The organism is Rahnella sp. ChDrAdgB13 (assembly GCF_017655185.1).
GTDB lineage: Bacteria > Pseudomonadota > Gammaproteobacteria > Enterobacterales > Enterobacteriaceae > Rahnella > Rahnella contaminans.
Genome location: NZ_JAEMGT010000018.1, coordinates 45,624 through 67,163, shown reverse-complemented (window position 1 = coordinate 67,163; position 21,540 = coordinate 45,624). Strand labels below are relative to the sequence as shown.

Sequence of the window (21,540 nt, the reverse complement as noted above, 5' to 3'; positions counted from 1 at the left end):
ACTCTCCATCGTTACAAGCGTCTGACAAACTGCCGATTACTCGGCAGCTAAGGTCAGGCGTGCAACACGGCTTGATTTTACAAAACGACTTAAATCAACCGGTTTGCCCTGGAATTGGATATCCACCGCACCCGGAGCACCGATTTTCAGCTTATACGGCGCAGTGCCCTTAACGCTGAGTGACTCGCCGCCTTTTTTAATGCCGCTGAACAGGGTTTTACCTGATGCGTCATCGATTTGTAACCAGCAGTCAGCCTTAAAAGTCAAAGCAACCGCTTGTGGATCTGCACCTGCTGCCGCAGCAGTTTGTGCGTCACCCGTAGGCAGACCATTCTCAGCCGTTGTTGCTGGCTGGCTGGTAGAAACCGCTGCCGGTTCCTGTGAACCCGTTACAGCCGGTGTAGTACCTGCTGTAGTAGCAGGAGCCGGTGTGGTATTCAGCGGAATACTGTTTTGTGGCTGCGGCTCGGTCGCCTGCGCAGAAGACGTATCTTCTGTGGTCGGCGCAGAGTTCGCGTTATCACCCAGAGGAACCGCTTGACCCTGACCATTATCCTGATTCAGTTGCGCAGAAGATTGGTCAGCCATGGTGGCGATTTCTTGCTGCTGCGCCTGATGATTTTGCCACCACCACGCACCGGTCAGGCCGATCACCACAAACACTACAAGCCAGGTAAAGCCCATCAGCCAGCCATCGCGTTTTTTGCGAGACTTACCCAGGGAAAAACCCTGCATTGAAGCAACTTTCGGCACTTTAATGGGAGCTTGTTTACCAATCAGACCTAACAGTTCCTCTTCAGGAACGTGCACCAGCTTGGCGTAAGAGCGCAGATAACCACGCAGGAAAGTCGGCGCAAGATCGGCCGGCGTCGTTTCTTCTTCGATTTGGCGAATAGTTGAGACTTTCAGACACAGGCGTTCTGCAACGGCCTGATGACTGAGACCTAACTGTTCACGAGCCTGACGCAGACGTTCGCCTGTGGTCAGTTTTGCATTATTTTCTTGGGAGGCTTCAGTATTCATTAGCTAAGAACTGCTGGTACTGTTTAGATTGTGGATAACTACGCGCAAGCTGCTTACCGTAGCGTTGAACGCTATCCGGATTGCCCGCTAACGCAGCGAATCGAATTTGTAACATGATACTTTCAGCAGTGGCTGGCAGAACATGTTGATATACATCCAGTAATAGTTTCGCCTGAGCGCGGTTCCCTTCCCCAAATTCTTTGGTTGCCTCAGTCAGCAAGGGTGCGCCTTTATCGGGATCAACTTTTAATGCCCGGCTTAGTAACACTCGCGCTTCCTCATTCTGATTGGCCTTCAGAAAACAGTAGCCTGCATTTTCCAGGCTGTCAGCTACCTGACCGTAATCAGGTGCATTAGCTGCGGCGCTAAACTGCTGTTGTGCGGGTACATACTGCCCTAAACTACACAAAAACGCACCGTAATTATTCATCACAGTGCCGTTTTGCGGTGCCAGCTTCAGCGCTTGCTGGTAGCGGCTTTGCGCAGCATTCTGATCGCCGTTTTTTTGCTCGTAAAGCGCCATTCCGAGCTGAGTGCGATAATCATCCGGCGCGCCATCCACGGCTTTCTGTAAATTTTGCTTCGCCGCGTCCATATTGCCCTGAGAAAGATATTCCATCCCCAGCTCCAGACGCGTTTGCGCTGCGCCCGTGGCCTGTTGCGTTTCTTTCGGCGTACCGGAACACCCCGCCAGCAGCGCAACAGAAATTCCCGCTACAATCAGCAACTTCACACTGCCATTCATTGTCATGCTTAATTCCCTTTATCTTGCCATCGACAACAAAACGGGGGCGTACCCGCACTGCACAGTGCCCCCTCGTACACCTTACGGCTTATGGCGACTACACGGCTTTTACGGAAATCTGCTGCTCGCCTGCCATTTTTTTCTTCAACGTACGTTTAGTACGGTCGATTACGTCACCCGCCAGCTGCCCACATGCGGCATCAATGTCGTCGCCACGGGTTTTACGTACTATCACCGTGAAACCGTAATCCATCAGCACTTTCGAGAAACGGTCAATACGGCTGTTGGAGCTGCGCCCATACGGTGCGCCCGGGAAGGGGTTCCATGGGATCAGGTTAATCTTGCAAGGCGTATTTTTCAGGCGTTCTGCCAGCTCATGCGCATGTTCAGTGCCATCGTTGATATGGTCGAGCATGACGTATTCGATGGTCACGCGGCCCTGATTGGCGTTGGATTTACCGATATAACGCTCAACGGCGGCAAGGAAAGTATCGATATTGTATTTGCGGTTAATCGGGACGATTTCGTCGCGGATGGCGTCATTTGGCGCGTGCAGAGAAATGGCCAGAGCCACGTCAATCATATCGCCGAGTTTATCCAGCGCAGGCACAACACCTGAGGTGGAGAGCGTAACGCGACGTTTTGACAGACCAAACCCGAAATCGTCGAGCATGATTTCCATTGCCGGAACAACGTTGTTCAGGTTCAGCAAAGGTTCGCCCATGCCCATCATCACCACGTTGGTGATAGGTCGCGTACCGGCCACTTTTGCGGCACCGATAATTTTTGCCGCACGCCATACCTGGCCGATAATCTCGGACACGCGCAGGTTACGGTTAAAGCCCTGCTGGGCGGTTGAGCAGAAAGTACATTCCAGCGCACAACCTACCTGAGAAGAAACGCAAAGCGTCGCACGGTCGCCGTCCGGGATATACACGGTTTCGACCAACTGTCCGCCTACCTGAATAGCCCATTTAATGGTGCCATCGGTTGAGCGTTGTTCGGACGCCACTTCAGGCGCACGAATTTCTGCAACGCGGGCCAGTTTTTCACGCAGTGGCTTATTGATATCGGTCATTTGCTCGAAATCATCGCTGCAATAATGGTACATCCACTTCATGACCTGATCAGCACGGAACGGTTTCTCGCCCATGTTGAGGAAGAACTCGCGCATTTGTTTGCGGTTGAGATCAAGAAGGTTAATTTTTGCGGCAGCAGGCGGCACAACAGTGTTCACGGCTTCTGCGGATAAGGGAGTGTTCTCAGACAAGATATGCTCGGGCGTGTTTGATTCTAACATGATGAAAAATGGCCTCGTTGTTACACGTTATGGCGTATTGGAAGTGCAGAGCCGGCACTTTTTCGGAAACTGGCGGCCTGCAAATAAATTGCGCCCCGACGAGGCTGGCTCATTCGGGGCGCAACATTGTACAAATTTTAGGGCACAGTTGCCATATTTGGAAAGTGACTGTTACAAAATTCTTGCGAATTTGCGGCACATCTTCCAGCGAAGCTTGCCCAAAAATCTTAACGCGGGCAGATTTCGCTTTCGGTGAAGAAGTAAGCGATTTCGCGTTGTGCAGATTCTACAGCGTCAGAACCGTGAACCGCATTAGCTGTGAAGCTGTCAGCGAAGTCTGCACGCAGGGTACCTGCCAGAGCGTTATCCGGGTTCGTTGCGCCCATGATGTCACGGTTACGCTGAACAGCGTTTTCGCCTTCCAGAACCTGAACCATGATCGGGCCAGAGGTCATGAACTCAACCAGACCGTCGAAGAAAGGACGCCCTTTGTGTTCTGCGTAGAAGCCTTCAGCTTGTTCTTTAGTCAGCTTCAGCATTTTAGACGCGATGATGGTGAAACCCGCGCGTTCGAAACGTGCGTAGATAGCCCCGATGTCGTTGTTGGCTACGGAGTTTGGCTTGATGATGGAGAAAGTACGTTCGATAGTCATGAAAAAACCTCTGTCTGACTTTTATAGGTAGGGCCGGTTAATTTAATGTTATACCTGCCGTAAAATGGCGGTGATTATAGGGAGCGAAGTTAAGATTGCCTACCCGAATCACAACATTTAATTAAAAAAATGTGTCATTGATTCACTATCGCACCCAAACCGCCCATTTCCCTTAAACAAAACGGGGGCAAAACGATGCTCTGCCCTGCTTTATCCGCAAATTTATGCCTGGCCCGACGACGGAATAATGTTCCGTAACCAGCTTCCCCACTTGCGCTGATAAAAAGGCTGGGTGTGGCTGATCAGATAATGGCTGATACCGCGTTCCTTTTCAGAAACTATGCAGAAATCCACCGGACGATCGTCGGGAGAGGTTTCACTCGCCACATTGCCCGCCTCACGGATCAGCGCATCGATTTCCTGCTCGTCACCATCCGCTTCCAAACCAATCAGCAGGTTCGGCTGGTCGTCCACCGCTTTATCGTGGATCAGCGCCATAAATGCCCGGCGCACCGGTTTTTTCTGGGTAAACAGCGTCGTTAGCGCATCAATCATTGCTGAAGGATATTCTTCCGGCTGACCAATCAGTAACTGACTCTCTTTGTCCAGCACCAGCTCTGACGGCGCATGCAATCCGCCGTTGCTCAGCAGCAGCGTGACTTCGTTTGGCGTGAATTCCTTTCCGTATTCGGATTTAGGATTCAGAAATAGCTCATCGCCCTGCGTCATTTCAAATAACACACGGGCAGGCAACGCAACAAACGCCTGCTCGTCGGGGCTTTCGCCCGAGCTGGCTTTTTCAAGCACATCAACTGACGAGAAGAAAGGAATGATCGAACTGCCGTCCTGCTTCTCCCAGTGCAAAATATTCAGTTCACTGCCAGCGGTGATCGCCACACTGCCCTGCTTTTCAGCCTCATCCTGCCCTGCATCGCCCAGCACAAAAACGGTAGATTCCAGCAAGGTTTGGTAAAACGCCGGACGCCAGGCCGGTGCGGTCACCGACAGACGAAGCAGGCGCTCCAGCTCGTTTTCACCGTCAGTCGCCGCTGCGCCAGCAGGAAGATGATCGTGTGGGACACTCATGATTCTTAACTCCGCTAATCGTATAAAACGGGGCGCCGTTAAGCGCCCCGTTGTGCATCATGCATTCATTACTTTCTGAAACTTACTTCGCTTTGGCTAACAATAAGTTAGCAACGGTACGCACGCCCAGACCGGTTGCACCGGCAGACCACTGATCCGCCGCGCTTTTACGGTAAGTGGCGGAACAGTCGATGTGCAGCCAGCCTTTCTTATATTCAGTCACGAAATGAGACAGGAAGGCTGCCGCCGTGCTCGCGCCCGCAGTGTGCGCAGGGCCGGCAATGTTGTTCAGCTCGGCAAAGTTAGACGGCAGATGTGAACGGTGGAACTCTTCCAGCGGCAGACGCCAGAACGGTTCGTGTTCAGCTTTCGCGCTTTCCAGCAGTTCGCCTGCCAGTGCATCGTCAAAGCTGAACAGCGCATGGTAATCGTTACCCAGCGCCGTTTTAGCCGCGCCGGTCAGCGTTGCCGCATCGATAATCAGTTCCGGGTTTTGCGCAGACGCGTCGATCAGGCCATCGGCCAGCACCAGACGGCCTTCGGCATCGGTGTTCATGACTTCAACAGTTTTGCCATTACGGTAACGGATAATATCGCCGAGTTTCAGTGCGTTACCGCTGACCATATTATCCGCACAGCACAGATACAGTTTTACACGTTTGTTCAGGCCATTTGCCGCCGCCAGTGCCAGTGCGCCAGTCAGGGTGGCTGCGCCGCCCATATCGGCTTTCATGGAATCCATGGAAGCGCTCGGTTTCAGGCTGTAACCACCTGTGTCGAAGGTAATCCCTTTGCCGACCAGACAGGCATACACCGGGGCATCCGCGTCACCGCTCGGGTTGTAATCCAGTGCCAGCAGGACCGGCGGACGGTCAGAGCCACGGCCCACAGTGTGGATACCCATATAGCTTTGCTGGCGCAGATCGTCGCCTTTGGTGATGCGGTAGCTGACTTTCTCGTTGCCAAACTCACACATTAAATCTACGGCGCGGGTGGCCAGTTGTTCAGGAGATAAATCTTCCGCCGGGGTATTAATCGTATTACGTACCCAGTCGATGATTTTGAGGCGTTGTTTCAGCGTGTTCGCGTCATCTTCAGACAATTCGGCCCATTCAACATTGCGGGTGCCTTTCGGACCACGAAAGCCCTGCCAGAATGCCCAGCTGTTTTCCAGATCCCAGCCCTCACCCGCCAGTCTGACGTTTTTCACGCCCTGACCGTCGATGCGGCGTGCAGCACGTGAAATTGCGGTCAGCGCGTCACCGTCTTTCAGATGAATGGTCATACCGGCGGAATCCGTGCTCAGGATTGCCTTTTCGCCCCAGCGTGCATCAGCGGGCTCAGACGAAAGGAAAACGGACATCGCTTCATTGGTCGTTACTTCGGAACTCATAACAGGACTCCTGATTGTTTTTATCTTCAATGAATATTCTTTATCAATGACAGGCAAATCACCCTTTCAGGGGTGGCACTTCATTTCGTATAAACAGGGGGCAATTCACGCAGGCGGCGGACTGATTTCACCACCAGCGCAACCGCATAATCAATTTCTTCTTCCGTCGTCCAGCGCCCGAGAGAAAAACGGATTGAGCCGTGTGCCAGCTCTTCGCTTAGTCCCAGCGCGCGCAGCACGTAAGAGGGTTCAAGGCTGGCGGACGTACAGGCTGAGCCAGACGACACCGCCAGATCCTTAAGCGCCATAATCAGGGATTCACCTTCAACATCGGCAAAACTGACGTTGAGAATATTTGGCGCAGCATGTCCCGGTGCGCCATTGAGAAACACCTGATCAAGCTGCTGAATACCTTTCCACAGGCGATCGCGCAGTGCGGTCAGACGCACCACTTCAGCGGCCATTTCTTCTTTTGCGATACGATACGCTTCGCCCATTCCGACAATCTGATGTACCGGCAATGTACCTGAACGCATACCGCGCTCATGACCGCCGCCGTGGATTTGTGCTTCGATACGGACTTTCGGTTTGCGACGCACATACAACGCGCCGATACCTTTCGGGCCATAAATCTTGTGCGCGGAAAACGACATCAAATCGACCGGCAACTCGCTGAGATCGATATCAATTTTCCCCACACTCTGGGTCACATCCACGTGGAACAACACGCCACGGCTGCGGCACAGTTCGCCAATGGTCGCGATATCCTGCACCACGCCGATTTCGTTATTCACCTGCATGATAGATACCAGGATCGTATCCGGACGCATCGCGGCTTCGATCGCCACCGGCGTGATAAAACCGTCAGCCTGGGGTGCCAGATACGTAACGTCAAAACCTTCAGTTTCCAGCTGATAGCAGGTATCAAGCACCGCTTTATGCTCAGTCTGGCTGGTAATAATGTGTTTGCCTTTTTCGCGTTGCGCGTGCGCGGCACCTTTGATCGCCAGATTATCGGATTCTGTCGCACCAGAAGTGAATACGATTTCACGAGGATCGGCATTGATCAGCTCGGCAATCTGGTTGCGCGCCACATCCACCGCCTCTTCTGCCTGCCAGCCAAAACGGTGAGAACGGGAAGCCGGATTACCGAAAGTACCGTCCAGTGTCAGACACTGCATCATTTTCTCAGCGACGCGCGGATCAACCGGCGTAGTGGCAGAGTAATCGAGATAAATAGGTAATTTCATGGCAGGCAAGCTCCGGACTGCGCGTTCTGTTGCGAACGAAAGAATTAAAAAAACGACACCCAGTTTAAAACGGCTTCACGAATTCTTAAAAGGGAAATGACGTTTTGCGGGCACTAAACGGTAAGTATTGGCGTCTGAAAATGCAAAAGCCCGCGGAAATGTGAATTCCCACGGGCTTTTATAACTATCGATCAAATGTAAATGAAGAGATTACGCTCTGAGATTTACGTTGATCGTCTCCATCTGACGGCCATTCGGCTGACGACGGATTTCACCATTCTGACGGTCGGCCACTTCCAGGATTTCCTGGTTGTTGACCAGCTCTGCCAGTGTGATGTTGTTGAGGAAACCGCTGATGCGCTCGCTCAGATCACGCCACAATGTGTGCGTCAGGCAACGTTCGCCGTTCTGGCATCCTTCTTTACCCTGGCAACGGGTCGCATCGACAGATTCGTCAACGGCAGTAATCACTGCGCCAACGGCGATATCACCGGAATCTTTACCCAGCAGATAACCACCGCCCGGACCACGAACACTGGCAACCAAACCATTTTTACGTAAACGCGAGAACAACTGCTCCAGATAAGAAAGAGAAATACCCTGACGCTCAGAAATATCAGCCAGGGGTACTGGTCCTTCCTGTGAATGCAGTGCAACGTCGAGCATAGCGGTCACGGCATAACGGCCTTTGGATGTCAGTCTCATAGCATGGTTACCTGTTTTAAATGACTTTTAAAAACGCACGAATGCGGTTGATGCAAATGAGTCTGACATTCCCGAGTAAATCAGTCAACTATTTAACCGAGTAATTTACTCAAGTATTACACTGAGGAAAAACAGGCGTTTTTTCCTCCAAAAGTAATGGCACCGCAACACAATGATTCACATAACAAAAAATCGCCTTAATACCCCCAAAAACAGGCTTATTCTTTGTTGTTATGAGTCTTTTCAATCGACGTCAGAATGCCGCGCAGGATGTTTAACTCCTGAGATTCAGGTCGCGCACGGGTGAATAAACGGCGTAATTTGCTCATCACCTGCCCCGGATGGGCCTGGCGAATAAAGCCGGTTTCCAGAAGTGTCTGTTCCAGATGCTGATAAAAACGCTCGAGGTCATCGACCAGCGGATACGGCGATTCTTCGTATTCCACCTGCGGTTTTGCGGCTTCGAGTAACGCCAGATGAGCCACGCGCACTTCATACGCAATAATCTGCACGGCCATCGCCAGATTCAGCGAGCTGTATTCAGGATTCGCCGGAATACAGACGTGGTAGTTACATTTTTGCAGCTCTTCATTAGTCAGCCCGACGCGTTCGCGCCCGAAGACCAGCGCAACCGGCGCGGTTTGTGCCGCTTTGGCACTGTGCTCACCGCATTCACGCGGCTCAAGCATCGGCCACGGCAGTGTGCGGGAACGCGCACTGGTACCGATAACCAGACTACAACCGGAAAGAGCTTCGTCCAGGGTATCAACGATGGTGGCGTTGCCGATCACATCGCTGGCACCGGCAGACAAAGAGATAGCCTGAGAGTCAGGTTTTACCAGCGGATTCACCAGGTAAAGACTTGATAAACCCATGGTTTTCATGGCGCGGGCAGTAGAGCCCATATTGCCAGTGTGGGACGTTTCTACTAATACAATGCGGATATTGGGCAGCATAGGAACTCTTACCAGACGGAAAATCACAACAGCCTAACACAACGGTAGTTAATTTTCAGAACCCCTGCTATACTGCGCGCCGTTTCCCGTATTCCCGTTCTTTAACATCCTAGTTGGAAGATATCCATGCATCCGATGCTCACCATCGCCGTGCGCGCTGCGCGCAAGGCCGGTAACCTGATTGCCAAACATTACGAAACGCCAGACTCTGTAGAATCTACCCAAAAAGGTACCAACGATTTTGTTACCAATGTAGACCGCGATGCAGAGCACATGATTATCGATGTCATTCGCAAATCCTATCCAAAACACACCATCATCAGTGAAGAGTGTGGCGAACTGGAAGGCGAAGACAAAGACGTACAATGGATTATCGACCCGCTGGATGGCACCACCAACTTCGTTAAACGCTTCCCACATTTCGCTGTTTCTATCGCCGTGCGCATCAAAGGCCGCACTGAAGTCGCGGTAGTTTACGATCCAATGCGTAACGAACTGTTCACCGCGACCCGCGGTCAGGGCGCACAGCTGAACGGTTACCGTCTGCGCGGCACTAACGCGAAAGATCTCGACGGCACCATTCTGGCGACCGGTTTCCCGTTCAAAGCCAAACAACACGCAAAAAGCTACATGAACGTTGTGGGCAAACTGTTCACCGAATGTGCTGATTTCCGTCGCACCGGTTCTGCTGCACTGGATCTGGCTTACGTAGCTGCTGGCCGCGTTGACGGCTTCTTCGAAATCGCCCTGAAACCATGGGATTTCGCCGGTGGCGAGCTGCTGGTTCGTGAATCAGGCGGCGTTGTGACTGACTTCGTTGGCGGCCATAACCATTTCTCTTCCGGTAACATCGTTGCCGGTAACCCACGCGTCGTTAAAGGTATTCTGATGACCATGCGTGATGAACTGAGCGAAGCGCTGAAGCGTTAATTTCGCCGGTTTCGGATCGTAAGATCCAAAAAAAACGGACGTCCAACGGGCGTCCGTTTTTTTATGCCTGGAATTTCTGCGGCGAAAGTTATCCCCTGAAGGGACCGCCGGTGATCGGCGAAACGTCTCCGCCGCCGGTGCTGAAGAGTAAAATCCCTGCCACCAGCAACACAATCCCGCCGGTGAGCGCCAGCAGCGACCAGGTGATCCGCTGCCAGGCCGCAGGGGTGCGCGTTGCGCTCAGCGTCACCGCCAGCGAACGGCTGTAAAATACCAGTACGCCGATGAGCGACACGGTCAGCGACGTGCCGATAGCCATCGTGATGGCAGAAATCACGCCCCAGCTGTAAACGCCGATCACTTTGGAGAACAGCAGAACCATGATCGCGCCGGAGCACGGACGCAGCCCCATCGCCAGCACAATCGCGATTTGCGTACGTAAATCGCCGCCCGCCTGAAGCTGCTGATCGCTCGGGACATGCTGATGCCCGCAGCCACAGTGCTCGTCATGAACGTGCGGCTGAGTGTCCAGCGGAGAAAGGCTGTGGATGCGCATTGCCGGTGCTGGCTGCAAATTTTTTATCGTCTGCCAGACCCTTTTAAGCGCCCGCCAGCACAGCAATAATCCGAGAAGAATCACCAGAATGAAACTGCCCCGCTCCATCCAGAAACTGCTCTGATGCAGCTGACGGGAAGAAAGCTGTAAAACGCCAAGCACCACGCTGACCAGCAAAATCGCCACCAGTCCCTGAACAATCGCCGAGGCAAACGTCAGTTTCAGGCTGTTTTTCAGGCGTGACGGATGCGTCGCCAGATAGGTCGTGATAACGATTTTTCCGTGCCCCGGCCCGATGGCGTGGATCACGCCATAAATCAGACTGAAACCCGCGAGCGTTATGCCCGACTGCATGGGGTTTTCTTTCACCTGCCGTAGCAAACCTGCCAGTTCCTGATGCAGTTCGCGTTGCCAGATAATGCTGCTGAGCAGAATTCGCGGCCAGTAATGAAACAGAGCAAACACCCCGCCCGTCAGCAGGATCAGAAATACCGCCAGCGGCCATAAATCCCGCCAGGAAAAAGTTTTCGATGGCGTTGAAATTAATGACATTCGAGTGTGACCTTCTGGGCAAATTGCTGACCAAGATCCATATCTTCCGGCGGCGCATCAGCCTTATCCAGAGACAGCGCATAGTTTTGCAGCGAGGCATTGGGTTTTGGCGTAAACAACGCCAGCGTGCAGCGTTTTTCCAGCTCAGGCGGCAGATGCAGCGCGGTGTTGTCTTTATACGTCATATCCACAAAATACGAAGGATCAAAGGTGGAGAATTCCATCGGTTTGCCTTGCAGCACTTGCGGCTTTGCCAGCGGCAACACAAATTCCAGCACCGCCTGATCGCCTTTACGCGACAGCTGATACTCGCTCGGTAAATCGAGGTATTTCACTGGTTTTCCTTCACGATAAAAATCCGTGAAGTAGTGCTGGCTGAGCACCCTTGCCATCACTTCAGCCGCCAGTTTCTTCCAGATATCGGAACCGGGTTTGGCGTTCTGCGCGTCGTAGAGCAAATCTGCCGAGGTGATTTCGTCCATCGTCCATACCATTTTCAACCCGGTCAGCGAGGTTTCATTGGCCACCAGCGTCGTCTGCATATCAATAAAGCTGTGCGGGTGCGCCATGACGCTGGCAGGCAGGCAAAAAAGCGCTAATCCCAGCCATTTTGCATGACGTTTTGCATTACGAAAAAGGGGCCGGTTCCTGTTCGGATTCAAAGTCACATCCCTATAAAGTGCCATGATATTGTTACTTAGTAACACTATTTTGCTGTGCAATTAAGCAGTCGTCAAAAATATCTGTGATCTGAGTTGTAAGCCGGAGTAAAACCCAATCCCGCGGCCTTATTGCGGGCATCCGCTTTGCTATGCTTGACTAATAATTTCAGGCGATACCTTTTTGGCAGGTGATATGAATCCAGAAAAACAGCCCTCCCCTGCGCTTTCCGCTACGCAACGCCGCTGCCACGTGTTGCTGATGCTGTACGCGCCGCTGACGGCGGTTCAGCTGGAGATCATCAGTGAAATTAACGGCGTCGGATTGGCCACAACCTGGGAAGATCTGGCGGAAGTGACCTGTGAAATTCAGCGCATCCATCACCTGGATGTGTTGCAGTACAGTGAAAAACAGTGCCGCATTCAGGGTGACAGTCTCGCCCAGCGTCTGTGTTTATTTCAGGGCTTACGCCGCACCTTACGTATTTCACCGGATTTCGTCTCCCGCCACTTTATTCCCTGGCTGCACATCGCGTTTGAGGGCCAGACCTGCCCGAAGGCCGCGCTGCGCACCGACATTCTGGGCATGATCCTGGAAGATTGCGGCGCGCTGTTGCCCAAACCGCTCAGCGTGCACGATCGCCAGCTGATGCAGATTTGCCTCCAGTATTGTTTATGGCAAAACGACCGCCCCACCGGCTTAAATTTCACGGAACAACAGCGCCGCTGGCTGCGGGAAAAACCGGAATACGCGGCAGCGCGTGAAATTTATGTTCAGCTGCAAAGCCTCAGTAACGGTTTGCTGGATGACTGCGAGTGCGAATTTTTTACCCTGATGCTGCGCATGTTAAAAAACCACAGTTACCAGAGTTCCGGTTCGACGGAAGATCAGCGTCTGCTGCTGGAAATTGAAAATATGGTGGCGCGCTTTCAGGAAATCGCCGGCATGAAATTCAGCAGCTACGAAGGGCTGGTCGGCCAGCTTTTTGCGCATCTCGGTCCGGCCATTGAGCGCTGCCATTTCGGTATTGGTATCGATAATCTGATGCAGGAAGAAGTGAACAGGATGTATCCGCGTCTGGTACGCACCACGCGCGAAGCGCTGAAAGGGTTTGAACACGAATACCTGATCAGTCTTTCAGAAGATGAAATCGGGCTGGTGGCGATTACGTTTGGCGCCTGGCTGATGCAGGGAAATGCCTTGCAGGAAAAACAGATTTTGCTGCTGACGCATAACAATCCGCAGCTGGAAGAAGCAGTCGAGCAGCAACTGCGCGAAGCCACGCTGCTGCCGCTCAATATCAAGTATCAGACGCTGGCAGATTTTTATCAGTTCGGCGCGCCGGGCGGCGTGGCGATGATTGTCACACCTTATGCCATCCGCAGCACCGACGCCGATCCTTTAGTCATCCACACTCAACTGCCGCTGGCGAAAGAGCAGCGAAAACGTATCCGCTCGCTGCTCGAAGCGCCCTAGCTGGCTGACGCCTCCGGTGCGGACGGCGTGACCTGCGGACGCAGGAAAATCGCCGGTACCGCCAGCAGCGCCATCACCCAGAATAATCCGGCGTGAAGATGCTCGAACAGGAAGCCGGAAACCATCGTCATCACCGCCACGCCGCCGCCCATCGCCAGCGCGGAATACACCGATTGCAGACGGATCACCTGATCACGCGGACGCGCCGCGATAAACCGCATTCCCGCCAGATGGCAGACAGTGAAGGTACCGCAATGCAAAATCTGAATCATAATCAGCCACAGCAGCCCGGTGAACGCGCCCATCATTCCCCAGCGCACCACGCCGCAGATGGCGGAAAGTAACAACAGATCCCGCGCCGACCAGCGGCTGAACAGTTGTTTGCTGAAGGTAAACACCAGCACTTCTGCCACTACGCCCAGCGACCACAAATAGCCGATGGTGGTAGAGGAATAGCCGACATCCTGCCAGTAAATCGCACTGAAACCATAGTAAGCGGCATGTGCGCCATGCAATAACGTCACGCATAACAGGAACCGCCAGACCGGTTTTTCGCCGAGCAATGCTTTCCATGAAATGGCCGGTGCGCCGCTGGTTCGTGGTTCACCGACCGGTTTCACACTCGGGCGCAGCAACATCCCCAGTAGCATTGCCGCCACGCCAGCCGTCAGCGTATAGAGGATTGCGTTATGCCCGTAGACCTCAACCAGTTTGCCGGTGACCGCCGAGCCAATCACAAACGCAATCGAGCCCCAGACGCGCACTTTGCCGTAATCCATATTGATCTGGCGTTGCAGCGTGCCCGCCAGCGCATCGGTCAGCGGCACCAGCGGCCCGAAGAACAGGCTGAAACCGGCGATGTTGATCATCAGCCATGCCCAGCCGTTGCCGAACCAAAAGCCGACCGCAAACGCCAGCGTGAGCAACGCCAGGATCCGCAAACCGGTGATGAGATGCGAAGGGTCTTTGATGGAAGGCGAAATGATTAACGTGCCGAGAAAACGGGCGACTAAACCAGCGCCAAGCAACAGGCCGATGCTTTCGGAGGAAATGCCCTCGCCTTTAAGCCACAAGCCCCAGAAGGGAAGAAAAATACCGTAACTGAAAAAATAGGTGAAATAACTGAGTGCAAGCCAGCGCGTGGAACGCAATTCCATAAATCCTCCGGTGTGAGGCCAATACTTTGACAAAGCTCACAATCGCTAGCAATCCGCAGACGCTTTCTTACTCCAGTAATGTCTGCCAGCTCACAAATTCTGATACATGCCCATAAAAAAACCCGCCGGAGCGGGTTTTAGCAGCTTTACGGCTTCGCAAATATTACGCGTAAACCGGGAAGCGTGCACAGATGTCGAGAACTTTCTGTTTAACGCGTTCGATAGTGGCTTCATCGTTCACGTTGTCCAGCACGTCGCAGATCCAGCCAGCCAGTTCACGCGCTTCAGCTTCTTTAAAGCCACGACGGGTGATAGCCGGAGTACCGATTCGCACGCCTGAAGTCACGAACGGGCTCTTCGGATCGTTAGGCACGCTGTTTTTGTTGACGGTGATATTAGCGCGACCCAGTGCAGCATCGGCTTCTTTACCGGTCAGGTTTTTATCAACCAGATCCATCAGGAACAGGTGGTTGTGCGTGCCGCCGGAAACCACTTTGTAGCCACGATCCAGAACCACAGCCACCATTGCCTGGGCGTTTTTAGCCACTTGCTGCTGGTAAGTTTTGAACTCAGGTTCCATCGCTTCTTTCAGTGCTACCGCTTTACCGGCAATCACGTGCATCAGCGGGCCGCCCTGGCCGCCAGGGAAGACGGCGGAGTTCAGTTTTTTGTAGAACTCTTCGTCACCGCCTTTCGCCAGAATCAGACCGCCGCGCGGGCCAGCCAGCGTTTTGTGCGTAGTGGTGGTCACGATGTGCGCGTGGGGAACCGGGTTCGGGTAAACGCCCGCGGCAATCAGACCGGCAACGTGTGCCATATCGACGAAGAAGTACGCGCCAACGCTGTCTGCGATTTCGCGCATTTTTGCCCAGTCAACGATACCGGAGAAGGCTGAGAAGCCGCCGATGATCATTTTTGGTTTGTGTGTTTCGGCCTGACGCTTAACGTCGTCATAGTCGATGTCGCCGCTTTCGTCGATGCCGTAAGGCACTACGTTATACAGTTTACCGGACAGGTTGACCGGTGAACCGTGTGTCAGGTGACCGCCATGGCCGAGGTTCATCCCCAGAATGGTGTCGCCCGGTTGCAGCAATGCGGTGTAAACCGCGAAGTTCGCCTGTGAGCCGGAGTGTGGCTGAACGTTAGCGAAATCTGCACCGAACAATTCTTTTGCGCGGTCGATAGCCAGTTGTTCAACGATGTCGACGTACTCACAACCACCGTAATAACGTTTGCCCGGGTAGCCTTCGGCATATTTGTTGGTCAGCTGCGAACCCTGAGCCTGCATAACGCGCGGGCTGGTATAGTTTTCTGACGCAATCAGCTCGATATGTTCTTCCTGGCGAACAACTTCTTTTTCCATTGCTGCCCACAGCTCAGCATCATAATCGGCAATGTTCATTTCACGCTTTAACATCCGCATCTCCTGACTCAACAAACTAAAAATAAACGCCCCTTCCGGGTTCTGCGCAACAGTGTAAATGTTTAGGCCGCCTTCGGATAGGGTCAGTTTCAGGTTTTTAAGCAAACGATTGGCTCCAGATACAGCAAGGCTTTGATCTGCGAACCTCAACCCATAATCAAGGGATAAATTTTCAACTGAACATGCTCAAATTTCAGCTTTGTGACTCAGCCCTCACCGCACACGTCACCTTAAAAAGCCCTTACCCCTTTAGGGGGTGTTTACAGAAATTGTGGATTTATATAAGATGCATTTAAAATACATGTTTAATGAAATTTAAAAAGACACGGAGTTCACTATGCTTGATTCAGCCACTATCGCTACCGTTAAATCCACCCTTCCTTTGCTTGCGGCAACCGGCCCGAAACTGACCGCACACTTCTATGACCGCATGTTCGAACACAATCCCGAGCTTAAAGACATCTTCAATATGAGCAACCAGCGCAACGGCGATCAGCGTCAGGCGCTGTTTGATGCCATCTGCGCCTATGCCACCAATATTGAAAATCTGGCTGCACTGTTACCGGCGGTTGAACGTATCGCGCAAAAACATACCAGTTTCATGATCCGGCCTGAGCAATACGATATTGTCGGCGGTCATCTGGTGGCGACTCTGGATGAAATGTTCAGTCCGGGCCAGGAAGTGCTGGATGCGTGGGGCAAAGCCTACGGCGTTCTGGCGGGCGTATTTATCAATCGTGAAGCAGAAATCTATAAAGAAAGCGCCGAAAAAACCGGTGGCTGGAGCGGCACCCGTGAATTCCGCATTGTGGAAAAACAGCCGCAAAGCGAACTGATTACCTCTTTCCTGCTGGAACCTGTAGACGGATTGCCGGTAGTGGATTTCCAGCCGGGACAATATCTGGCGGTGTATATCCGCGATGCTTCCCTGGAAAATCAGGAAATCCGTCAGTATTCCCTGACGCAGGCACCGAACGGCAAAACGTACCGCATCGCGGTAAAACGTGAAGGTCAGGGCGCGGTGTCCAACTTCCTGCATCACTTTGCGCAGCCGGGCGACATCATTCATGTTGCCGCACCGCACGGCGATTTCTTTATGGATGTCGGCGAGGCCACACCGGTCGCGCTGATTTCCGCCGGTGTCGGTCAGACACCGATGTTAGGCATGCTCAACACGCTGGCGCAGCGTGGCCATAAAGCGCCTGTTCAGTGGCTTCACGCCGCCGAAAATGGCGCGGTTCATGCATTTGCCGGTGAAGTGAAAAGCGCGCAGACTCATCTGCCGCAACTGGAAAGCCATGTCTGGTATAACCAGCCCCGGACGAATGACTTGCCAGGCGAAGATTTTCAATATCAGGGACTAATGGATCTGAGCAAAGTCAGCGATAAAATCAGTGATCCGGCGATGCACTTCTACCTGTGCGGTCCGGTGGGCTTCATGCAGTTTGCCGCAAAACAACTGCTGGCACTGGGCATTGCCGAAGCCAACATTCACTACGAATGTTTCGGCCCGCATAAAGTCATCTGACTTTGAGAATACCCGCGCTGAAAAGCAAAAAGGCTGACGCAATGTCAGCCTTTTCTGTTTCAGACGCGGAATGAAATCAGATAGCTTCTTCGTCCTGCTCGCCGGTGCGGATTCGCACTACGCGCGCCACGTCGAACACGAAGATTTTGCCATCGCCGATTTTGCCGGTCTGCGCGGTAGTCATGATAGTTTCAACACAGGTATCCACGATGTCATCTGCTACCACAATCTCGATTTTTACTTTTGGCAGGAAATCGACCATGTATTCCGCACCACGGTACAGTTCGGTATGACCTTTCTGACGACCAAAACCCTTCACTTCGGTCACGGTCATCCCGGTGATCCCAACTTCAGCCAGTGCTTCGCGGACGTCGTCGAGTTTGAACGGCTTGATAATCGCATCAATCTTTTTCATGGCGGACCCTTATAATCATTCGTTTGCTCCCCGCCTTCCTGAGCGGCAGCATGGTTCACAGTCTGGTTTCGGATGCCGTAGCATGCGAAGGCGCTAAAGGTATCATAGTTCAGCGGCAGGAATGTACCCGATGCCGCTGAAAGTAAATTCCCGTTACTCTTTAAAATCCGTGGCTTCCAGCTCGTGGCGGGAAAGCAACTTGTAAAATTCGGTGCGGTTACGCCCGGCAATACGGGCGGCCTGCGTCACATTGCCTTTGGTAATTTGCAGCAACTTACGCAGATAATTCAGTTCGAACTGATTACGCGCATCGGCAAACGTCGGCAGCGCAGTGTTCTCGCCTTCCAGCGCCTGCTGAACCAGCGCTTCGCTGATGACCGGCGCAGAAGTCAGCGCAACACATTGCTCAATCACGTTCACCAACTGACGCACATTGCCAGGCCAGCTCGCCGCCATCAGCCGTTTCAGCGCATCGGTGGAAAAACTGCGGACGAACGGCTTGTGCCGCTGCGCCGCCACGCGAAGCAGGTAATTTGCCAGTAGCGGAATGTCTTCCGCCCTTTCGCTCAGCGTTGGCAATTTCAGGCTCACGACGTTCAGACGATAAAACAGATCTTCGCGGAACTCGCCTTTTTCCATCGCTTTAGGCAAATCGCGGTGCGTGGCAGAAATAATCCGCACATCGACGTCGATATCCTGATTGCTGCCCAGCGGGCGGACTTTACGCTCCTGCAAAACGCGCAGCAGTTTGACCTGCAATGACAGCGGCATATCGCCGATTTCATCGAGGAACAACGTACCGCCGTTGGCTGCCTGGAACAGCCCTTCACGGCTGCTGACCGCACCGGTAAAAGCGCCTTTGGCGTGGCCGAATAATTCAGATTCCAGCAACTGTTCCGGCAGCGCGCCGCAGTTGATGGCGATAAATGCGTTCTTTCCGCGCGGGCTGGCGCCGTGGATCGCCTGTGCCAGCACTTCTTTACCCGTTCCACTCTGGCCGTTGATCAGCACGCTGACGTCAGACTGCGCGACCATATTGGCCTGCTCCAGCAAACGCAACATCAACGGGCTGCGGGTCACAATCGACTCGCGCCAGCTTTCATCCACCGACGGGCTGGACTGTGCCAGTGCTTCATCAATGGCTCTATACAGCGCATCGCGGTCGACCGGTTTGGTGAGAAACCCGAAAACGCCCTGCTGTGTGGCGGCAACCGCGTCGGGAATCGAGCCGTGCGCCGTCAGAATAATGACCGGCATTCCCGGCTGGAATTTCTGGATTTCAGCGAACAACGCCATGCCATCCATTTCATCCATGCGTAAATCGCTCAGCACCAGATCGATTCGTTCACGGTGCAATACGCGCAACGCTTCAGCACCGCTTTCAGCGGTGGTGACACGAAAACCTTCACTGGTCAGACGCATGCCCAGCAGCTTTAACAGGCTGGGATCGTCGTCCACCAGCAACAGGCTGGCTGCTTTACGTATCGTCATTTTGCGTTCGATTCCTTTGGAGGCGGCACGTAGGTTTCTGCCGGTTTCACCGTGGATCCGGTGGCCGGTTTTGACGACGAGGTCGCGTCGTTGTCCGGCAGATCGCCCTGGATCTGCTTACGCGAGGAAAGCTGACGCTCGATATCGGTCAGGTTTTCCAGCTTGCGGCGGGTATCGGCTAAATTATTTTCCAGCACCAGTTGTTCGGCAGTCATCAGCTGAAGTTTGTCTTCATTGACAGTCTGCTGGCGTGCGTTGCGGGCTTTTTCATCACCGAGCACAACTTGCAGATTCTGACGCTCACGCCACAACTGCACCAGAGGACGAATGGATCCCGGCATCTGACCACGGAATTCGCTCACTTTAGCCAGCAATGCGCGGCGCTGTTGTTGATCCGGTTCAGCACCTGACAGCAGAATACTTTGTTTGAAAGCCTGCTGCCAGTTGGTCGCCGAAATCTGCTGTGCCTGGAAACGCGCCTGTGCATCGCTCATACGATCGGCGCAATCCATCGCCCGCAGCCAGTACAGTGAGTTGGTCATCGCTTCGCTGTCATCAAGCGCCCAGAGGGTTTCGCAGGGTGCGATGCGGAAGTCGATCACTTTGCTGTCAGGGACAATCTGGTCGGAAACTTGCTGGTAATAACGGTTATCGGCGGAATGTTGCACACAGCCCGCCAGCGCCAGTGGCGCACTCAGAAGGAGAACCCGGCGGCGAGCGACGGCGCGCACCAGACGGGAAACGAATTTCGACATAAAGGTTAATGCGTTCATTGGCCGCACCAGCCTGCAAATAGGATCATTATCAATTTTTCTCAGCCGTCAGGGGCAATTCAATGCGAAAACAAACGTCCGCACCTTCAACGGCAACCAGTTGCAGCTCTCCATGCATGCGGCGAATGCAGTCCTGAGCAATGCTCAATCCCAGACCGCTGCCTTTTACAGCCCCTTTTCGTTGCTGGCTACCCTGGTAAAAAGGTTCAAAAATCATCACGCGCTCGGCTTCGGGGATCGGGGTTCCGGTGTTTGCCACCTCAATAACCACCCGCCCTGCTTCTTCCCGGCTGCGGACCCAAATAGTACCGGATTCAGCCCCGTAGTGCACCGCATTGGAATAGAGATTATCCAGCACGCGCTTAAGCAGTGTAGGTTCCGCCAGACATTGTGACGCTTCGATAACGACTTCGCTGCGGATCTTTTTGGCGCGCGCGGGCAGACTGTTCGCTATCACGACGTCATTCACTAAGGTTTTCAGATCGACAGCCACGCTCAGCGCGGGCGCATCTGCCAGTTTGCGGTTGTAATCGAGCAATTGTTCGATCAGCGTTTGCAGGTGACGGCTGCTGCTGTTGAGTATCGCCACCACGTCTTTTTGATCCGGCGTCAACGGTCCAGCGACTTCATCGGCCAGTAGCTCCGTGCCTTCGCGCATGCTGGCGAGCGGCGTTTTGAGCTCATGGGAAATGTGACGTAAAAATTCGTGTCGCTGTGATTCCAGCCACGCCAGACGTTCACTCAGCCAGACGATACGCTGCACCAGAGAACGGATTTCGCGCGGACCTTTAAACCGCGTGACATCCCCCAAATTACGCCCTTCGCCCAGCCGGTTGATCATTCTCTCCACGCCTTTCACCGGCCCGATAATCATACGGGTAAACAGCACCACCAGCGCCCCGCTGAGCAGAAACAGCACCAGCGCCTGCCAGCCAAAGAACTGGCCGCGTTCGGCAATCGCACGCTGAAGTTGCTGGCCGCGGGAAAAGACCACTTCACGGGTCGCCTGAACCATTTCGGCATTCGTGCGCGAAAAATTTTCCAGCCGCGCGGAAGAGTCATTATCCGGCGCATTATTGTGGCAGATGGGTTCGGTCATCTGCGTCAGCAATGTGCGCAGCGTCTGGTAGTAACGTAAATCCGGCAGAACAGAGGCGTGCGCATCCAGCAGCTGCGAATATTGTTTATGCTGATTCTGATAAAGGCGGGAAAGCGTCGGATCGTCGAGAACGCAATACTGGCGGTAGCTGCGTTCCATTTCCAGCGCGATGCTGGACATGGATTCGCTGCGGCGCGCATCGCTTAATGTCGTGCGGTTAATATGCGCCGCCTGACGGCTGAGCTGGTCGAGGCTGTCATAAGCCTGCCAGGCCAGCACCAGTAACGGCAACAGAACTAACAGGAACGCCATCAATACCAGCTGACGTAAAGAACCGGGGAATAAACGTCCTCTTTTCAACGCATTCAT

General features: G+C 53.4%; 20 protein-coding genes. 3 read left to right on the top strand and 17 right to left on the bottom strand.

The genetic code is table 11. The features are described from left to right. Positions 1–36 precede the first annotated feature (36 nt). The 9 genes from rodZ to trmJ form a co-directional block, all read right to left on the bottom strand. On the bottom strand, positions 37–1,023 hold the full coding sequence (gene rodZ / locus J8X26_RS06760) for a cytoskeleton protein RodZ (RefSeq protein ID WP_152324574.1): 987 nt from the start codon (positions 1,021–1,023) through the stop codon (positions 37–39). Next, positions 1,013–1,774, bottom strand: a complete 762-nt coding sequence (pilW, locus tag J8X26_RS06755; RefSeq protein ID WP_165058497.1) for a type IV pilus biogenesis/stability protein PilW — start codon at positions 1,772–1,774, stop codon at positions 1,013–1,015. Before pilW ends, rodZ begins: the two co-directional genes overlap by 11 nt. A 91-nt stretch (positions 1,775–1,865) precedes the next feature. Next, complete coding sequence (locus tag J8X26_RS06750) at positions 1,866–3,068, bottom strand: bifunctional tRNA (adenosine(37)-C2)-methyltransferase TrmG/ribosomal RNA large subunit methyltransferase RlmN (RefSeq protein ID WP_208950497.1); 1,203 nt, start codon at positions 3,066–3,068, stop codon at positions 1,866–1,868. 227 nt (positions 3,069–3,295) lie between these two features. Next, entirely contained in the window at positions 3,296–3,721 is a 426-nt protein-coding gene (gene ndk, locus J8X26_RS06745) for a nucleoside-diphosphate kinase (RefSeq protein ID WP_013574367.1), read from the bottom strand. A 222-nt stretch (positions 3,722–3,943) separates the two neighbouring features. Beyond that, complete coding sequence (gene sseB / locus J8X26_RS06740) at positions 3,944–4,807, bottom strand: enhanced serine sensitivity protein SseB (protein WP_208950496.1); 864 nt, start codon at positions 4,805–4,807, stop codon at positions 3,944–3,946. Between the two features lie 82 nt (positions 4,808–4,889). Beyond that, positions 4,890–6,200 carry an aminopeptidase PepB gene (gene pepB / locus J8X26_RS06735; RefSeq protein ID WP_208950495.1) on the bottom strand — a complete coding sequence of 437 codons (1,311 nt, stop codon included), beginning with the start codon at positions 6,198–6,200 and terminating at the stop codon, positions 4,890–4,892. A gap of 80 nt (positions 6,201–6,280) precedes the next feature. After that, positions 6,281–7,450 (bottom strand): IscS subfamily cysteine desulfurase, encoded by a 1,170-nt coding sequence (locus J8X26_RS06730; protein WP_208950494.1) that lies wholly within the window; start codon positions 7,448–7,450, stop codon positions 6,281–6,283. A gap of 210 nt (positions 7,451–7,660) precedes the next feature. Next, complete coding sequence (gene iscR / locus J8X26_RS06725) at positions 7,661–8,155, bottom strand: Fe-S cluster assembly transcriptional regulator IscR (RefSeq protein ID WP_101076364.1); 495 nt, start codon at positions 8,153–8,155, stop codon at positions 7,661–7,663. Between the two features lie 218 nt (positions 8,156–8,373). Continuing rightward, positions 8,374–9,111 carry a tRNA (cytosine(32)/uridine(32)-2'-O)-methyltransferase TrmJ gene (gene trmJ / locus J8X26_RS06720; RefSeq protein WP_152324579.1) on the bottom strand — a complete coding sequence of 246 codons (738 nt, stop codon included), beginning with the start codon at positions 9,109–9,111 and terminating at the stop codon, positions 8,374–8,376. Positions 9,112–9,237: 126 nt separating this feature from the next. On the opposite strand from trmJ, the gene suhB reads away from it, so the two are divergent. Next, positions 9,238–10,041, top strand: coding sequence for an inositol-1-monophosphatase (gene suhB / locus J8X26_RS06715; protein ID WP_104921062.1), 804 nt, complete (start codon positions 9,238–9,240; stop codon positions 10,039–10,041). A gap of 88 nt (positions 10,042–10,129) precedes the next feature. Here the strand turns inward: suhB and J8X26_RS06710 are convergent, their stop codons facing one another. Together J8X26_RS06710 and J8X26_RS06705 are read right to left on the bottom strand one after the other, a co-directional pair. After that, positions 10,130–11,149, bottom strand: a complete 1,020-nt coding sequence (locus J8X26_RS06710; RefSeq protein WP_208950493.1) for a nickel/cobalt transporter — start codon at positions 11,147–11,149, stop codon at positions 10,130–10,132. Continuing rightward, complete coding sequence (locus J8X26_RS06705; RefSeq protein WP_235937357.1) at positions 11,140–11,718, bottom strand: DUF1007 family protein; 579 nt, start codon at positions 11,716–11,718, stop codon at positions 11,140–11,142. The genes J8X26_RS06710 and J8X26_RS06705 overlap by 10 nt, the downstream gene beginning before the upstream one ends. Before the next feature lie 286 nt (positions 11,719–12,004). On the opposite strand from J8X26_RS06705, the gene csiE reads away from it, so the two are divergent. Beyond that, positions 12,005–13,285: a stationary phase inducible protein CsiE gene (gene csiE, locus J8X26_RS06700; protein WP_208950492.1), complete on the top strand. Its 1,281-nt coding sequence runs from the start codon at positions 12,005–12,007 to the stop codon at positions 13,283–13,285. Here csiE and J8X26_RS06695 read toward each other — a convergent pair. Together J8X26_RS06695 and glyA are read right to left on the bottom strand one after the other, a co-directional pair. Continuing rightward, positions 13,282–14,442 (bottom strand): 3-phenylpropionate MFS transporter, encoded by a 1,161-nt coding sequence (locus tag J8X26_RS06695; RefSeq protein WP_208950491.1) that lies wholly within the window; start codon positions 14,440–14,442, stop codon positions 13,282–13,284. The genes csiE and J8X26_RS06695 overlap by 4 nt on opposite strands. A gap of 163 nt (positions 14,443–14,605) precedes the next feature. Then, entirely contained in the window at positions 14,606–15,859 is a 1,254-nt protein-coding gene (gene glyA / locus J8X26_RS06690; protein ID WP_152324584.1) for a serine hydroxymethyltransferase, read from the bottom strand. Positions 15,860–16,202: 343 nt separating this feature from the next. Between glyA and hmpA the strand changes: the two genes are divergently transcribed. Next, complete coding sequence (gene hmpA, locus J8X26_RS06685; protein WP_208950490.1) at positions 16,203–17,393, top strand: NO-inducible flavohemoprotein; 1,191 nt, start codon at positions 16,203–16,205, stop codon at positions 17,391–17,393. Between the two features lie 76 nt (positions 17,394–17,469). On the opposite strand, the gene glnB is transcribed toward hmpA, so the two are convergent. The 4 genes from glnB to J8X26_RS06665 form a co-directional block, all read right to left on the bottom strand. Beyond that, positions 17,470–17,808: a nitrogen regulatory protein P-II gene (gene glnB, locus J8X26_RS06680; protein WP_013574351.1), complete on the bottom strand. Its 339-nt coding sequence runs from the start codon at positions 17,806–17,808 to the stop codon at positions 17,470–17,472. Between the two features lie 153 nt (positions 17,809–17,961). Next, positions 17,962–19,299, bottom strand: coding sequence for a two-component system response regulator GlrR (glrR, locus tag J8X26_RS06675; RefSeq protein ID WP_208950489.1), 1,338 nt, complete (start codon positions 19,297–19,299; stop codon positions 17,962–17,964). Continuing rightward, positions 19,296–20,072, bottom strand: coding sequence for a two-component system QseEF-associated lipoprotein QseG (gene qseG, locus J8X26_RS06670; RefSeq protein WP_235937325.1), 777 nt, complete (start codon positions 20,070–20,072; stop codon positions 19,296–19,298). The genes glrR and qseG overlap by 4 nt, the downstream gene beginning before the upstream one ends. 31 nt (positions 20,073–20,103) lie before the next feature. Further along, on the bottom strand, positions 20,104–21,540 hold the full coding sequence (locus tag J8X26_RS06665; RefSeq protein ID WP_208950488.1) for a HAMP domain-containing sensor histidine kinase: 1,437 nt from the start codon (positions 21,538–21,540) through the stop codon (positions 20,104–20,106).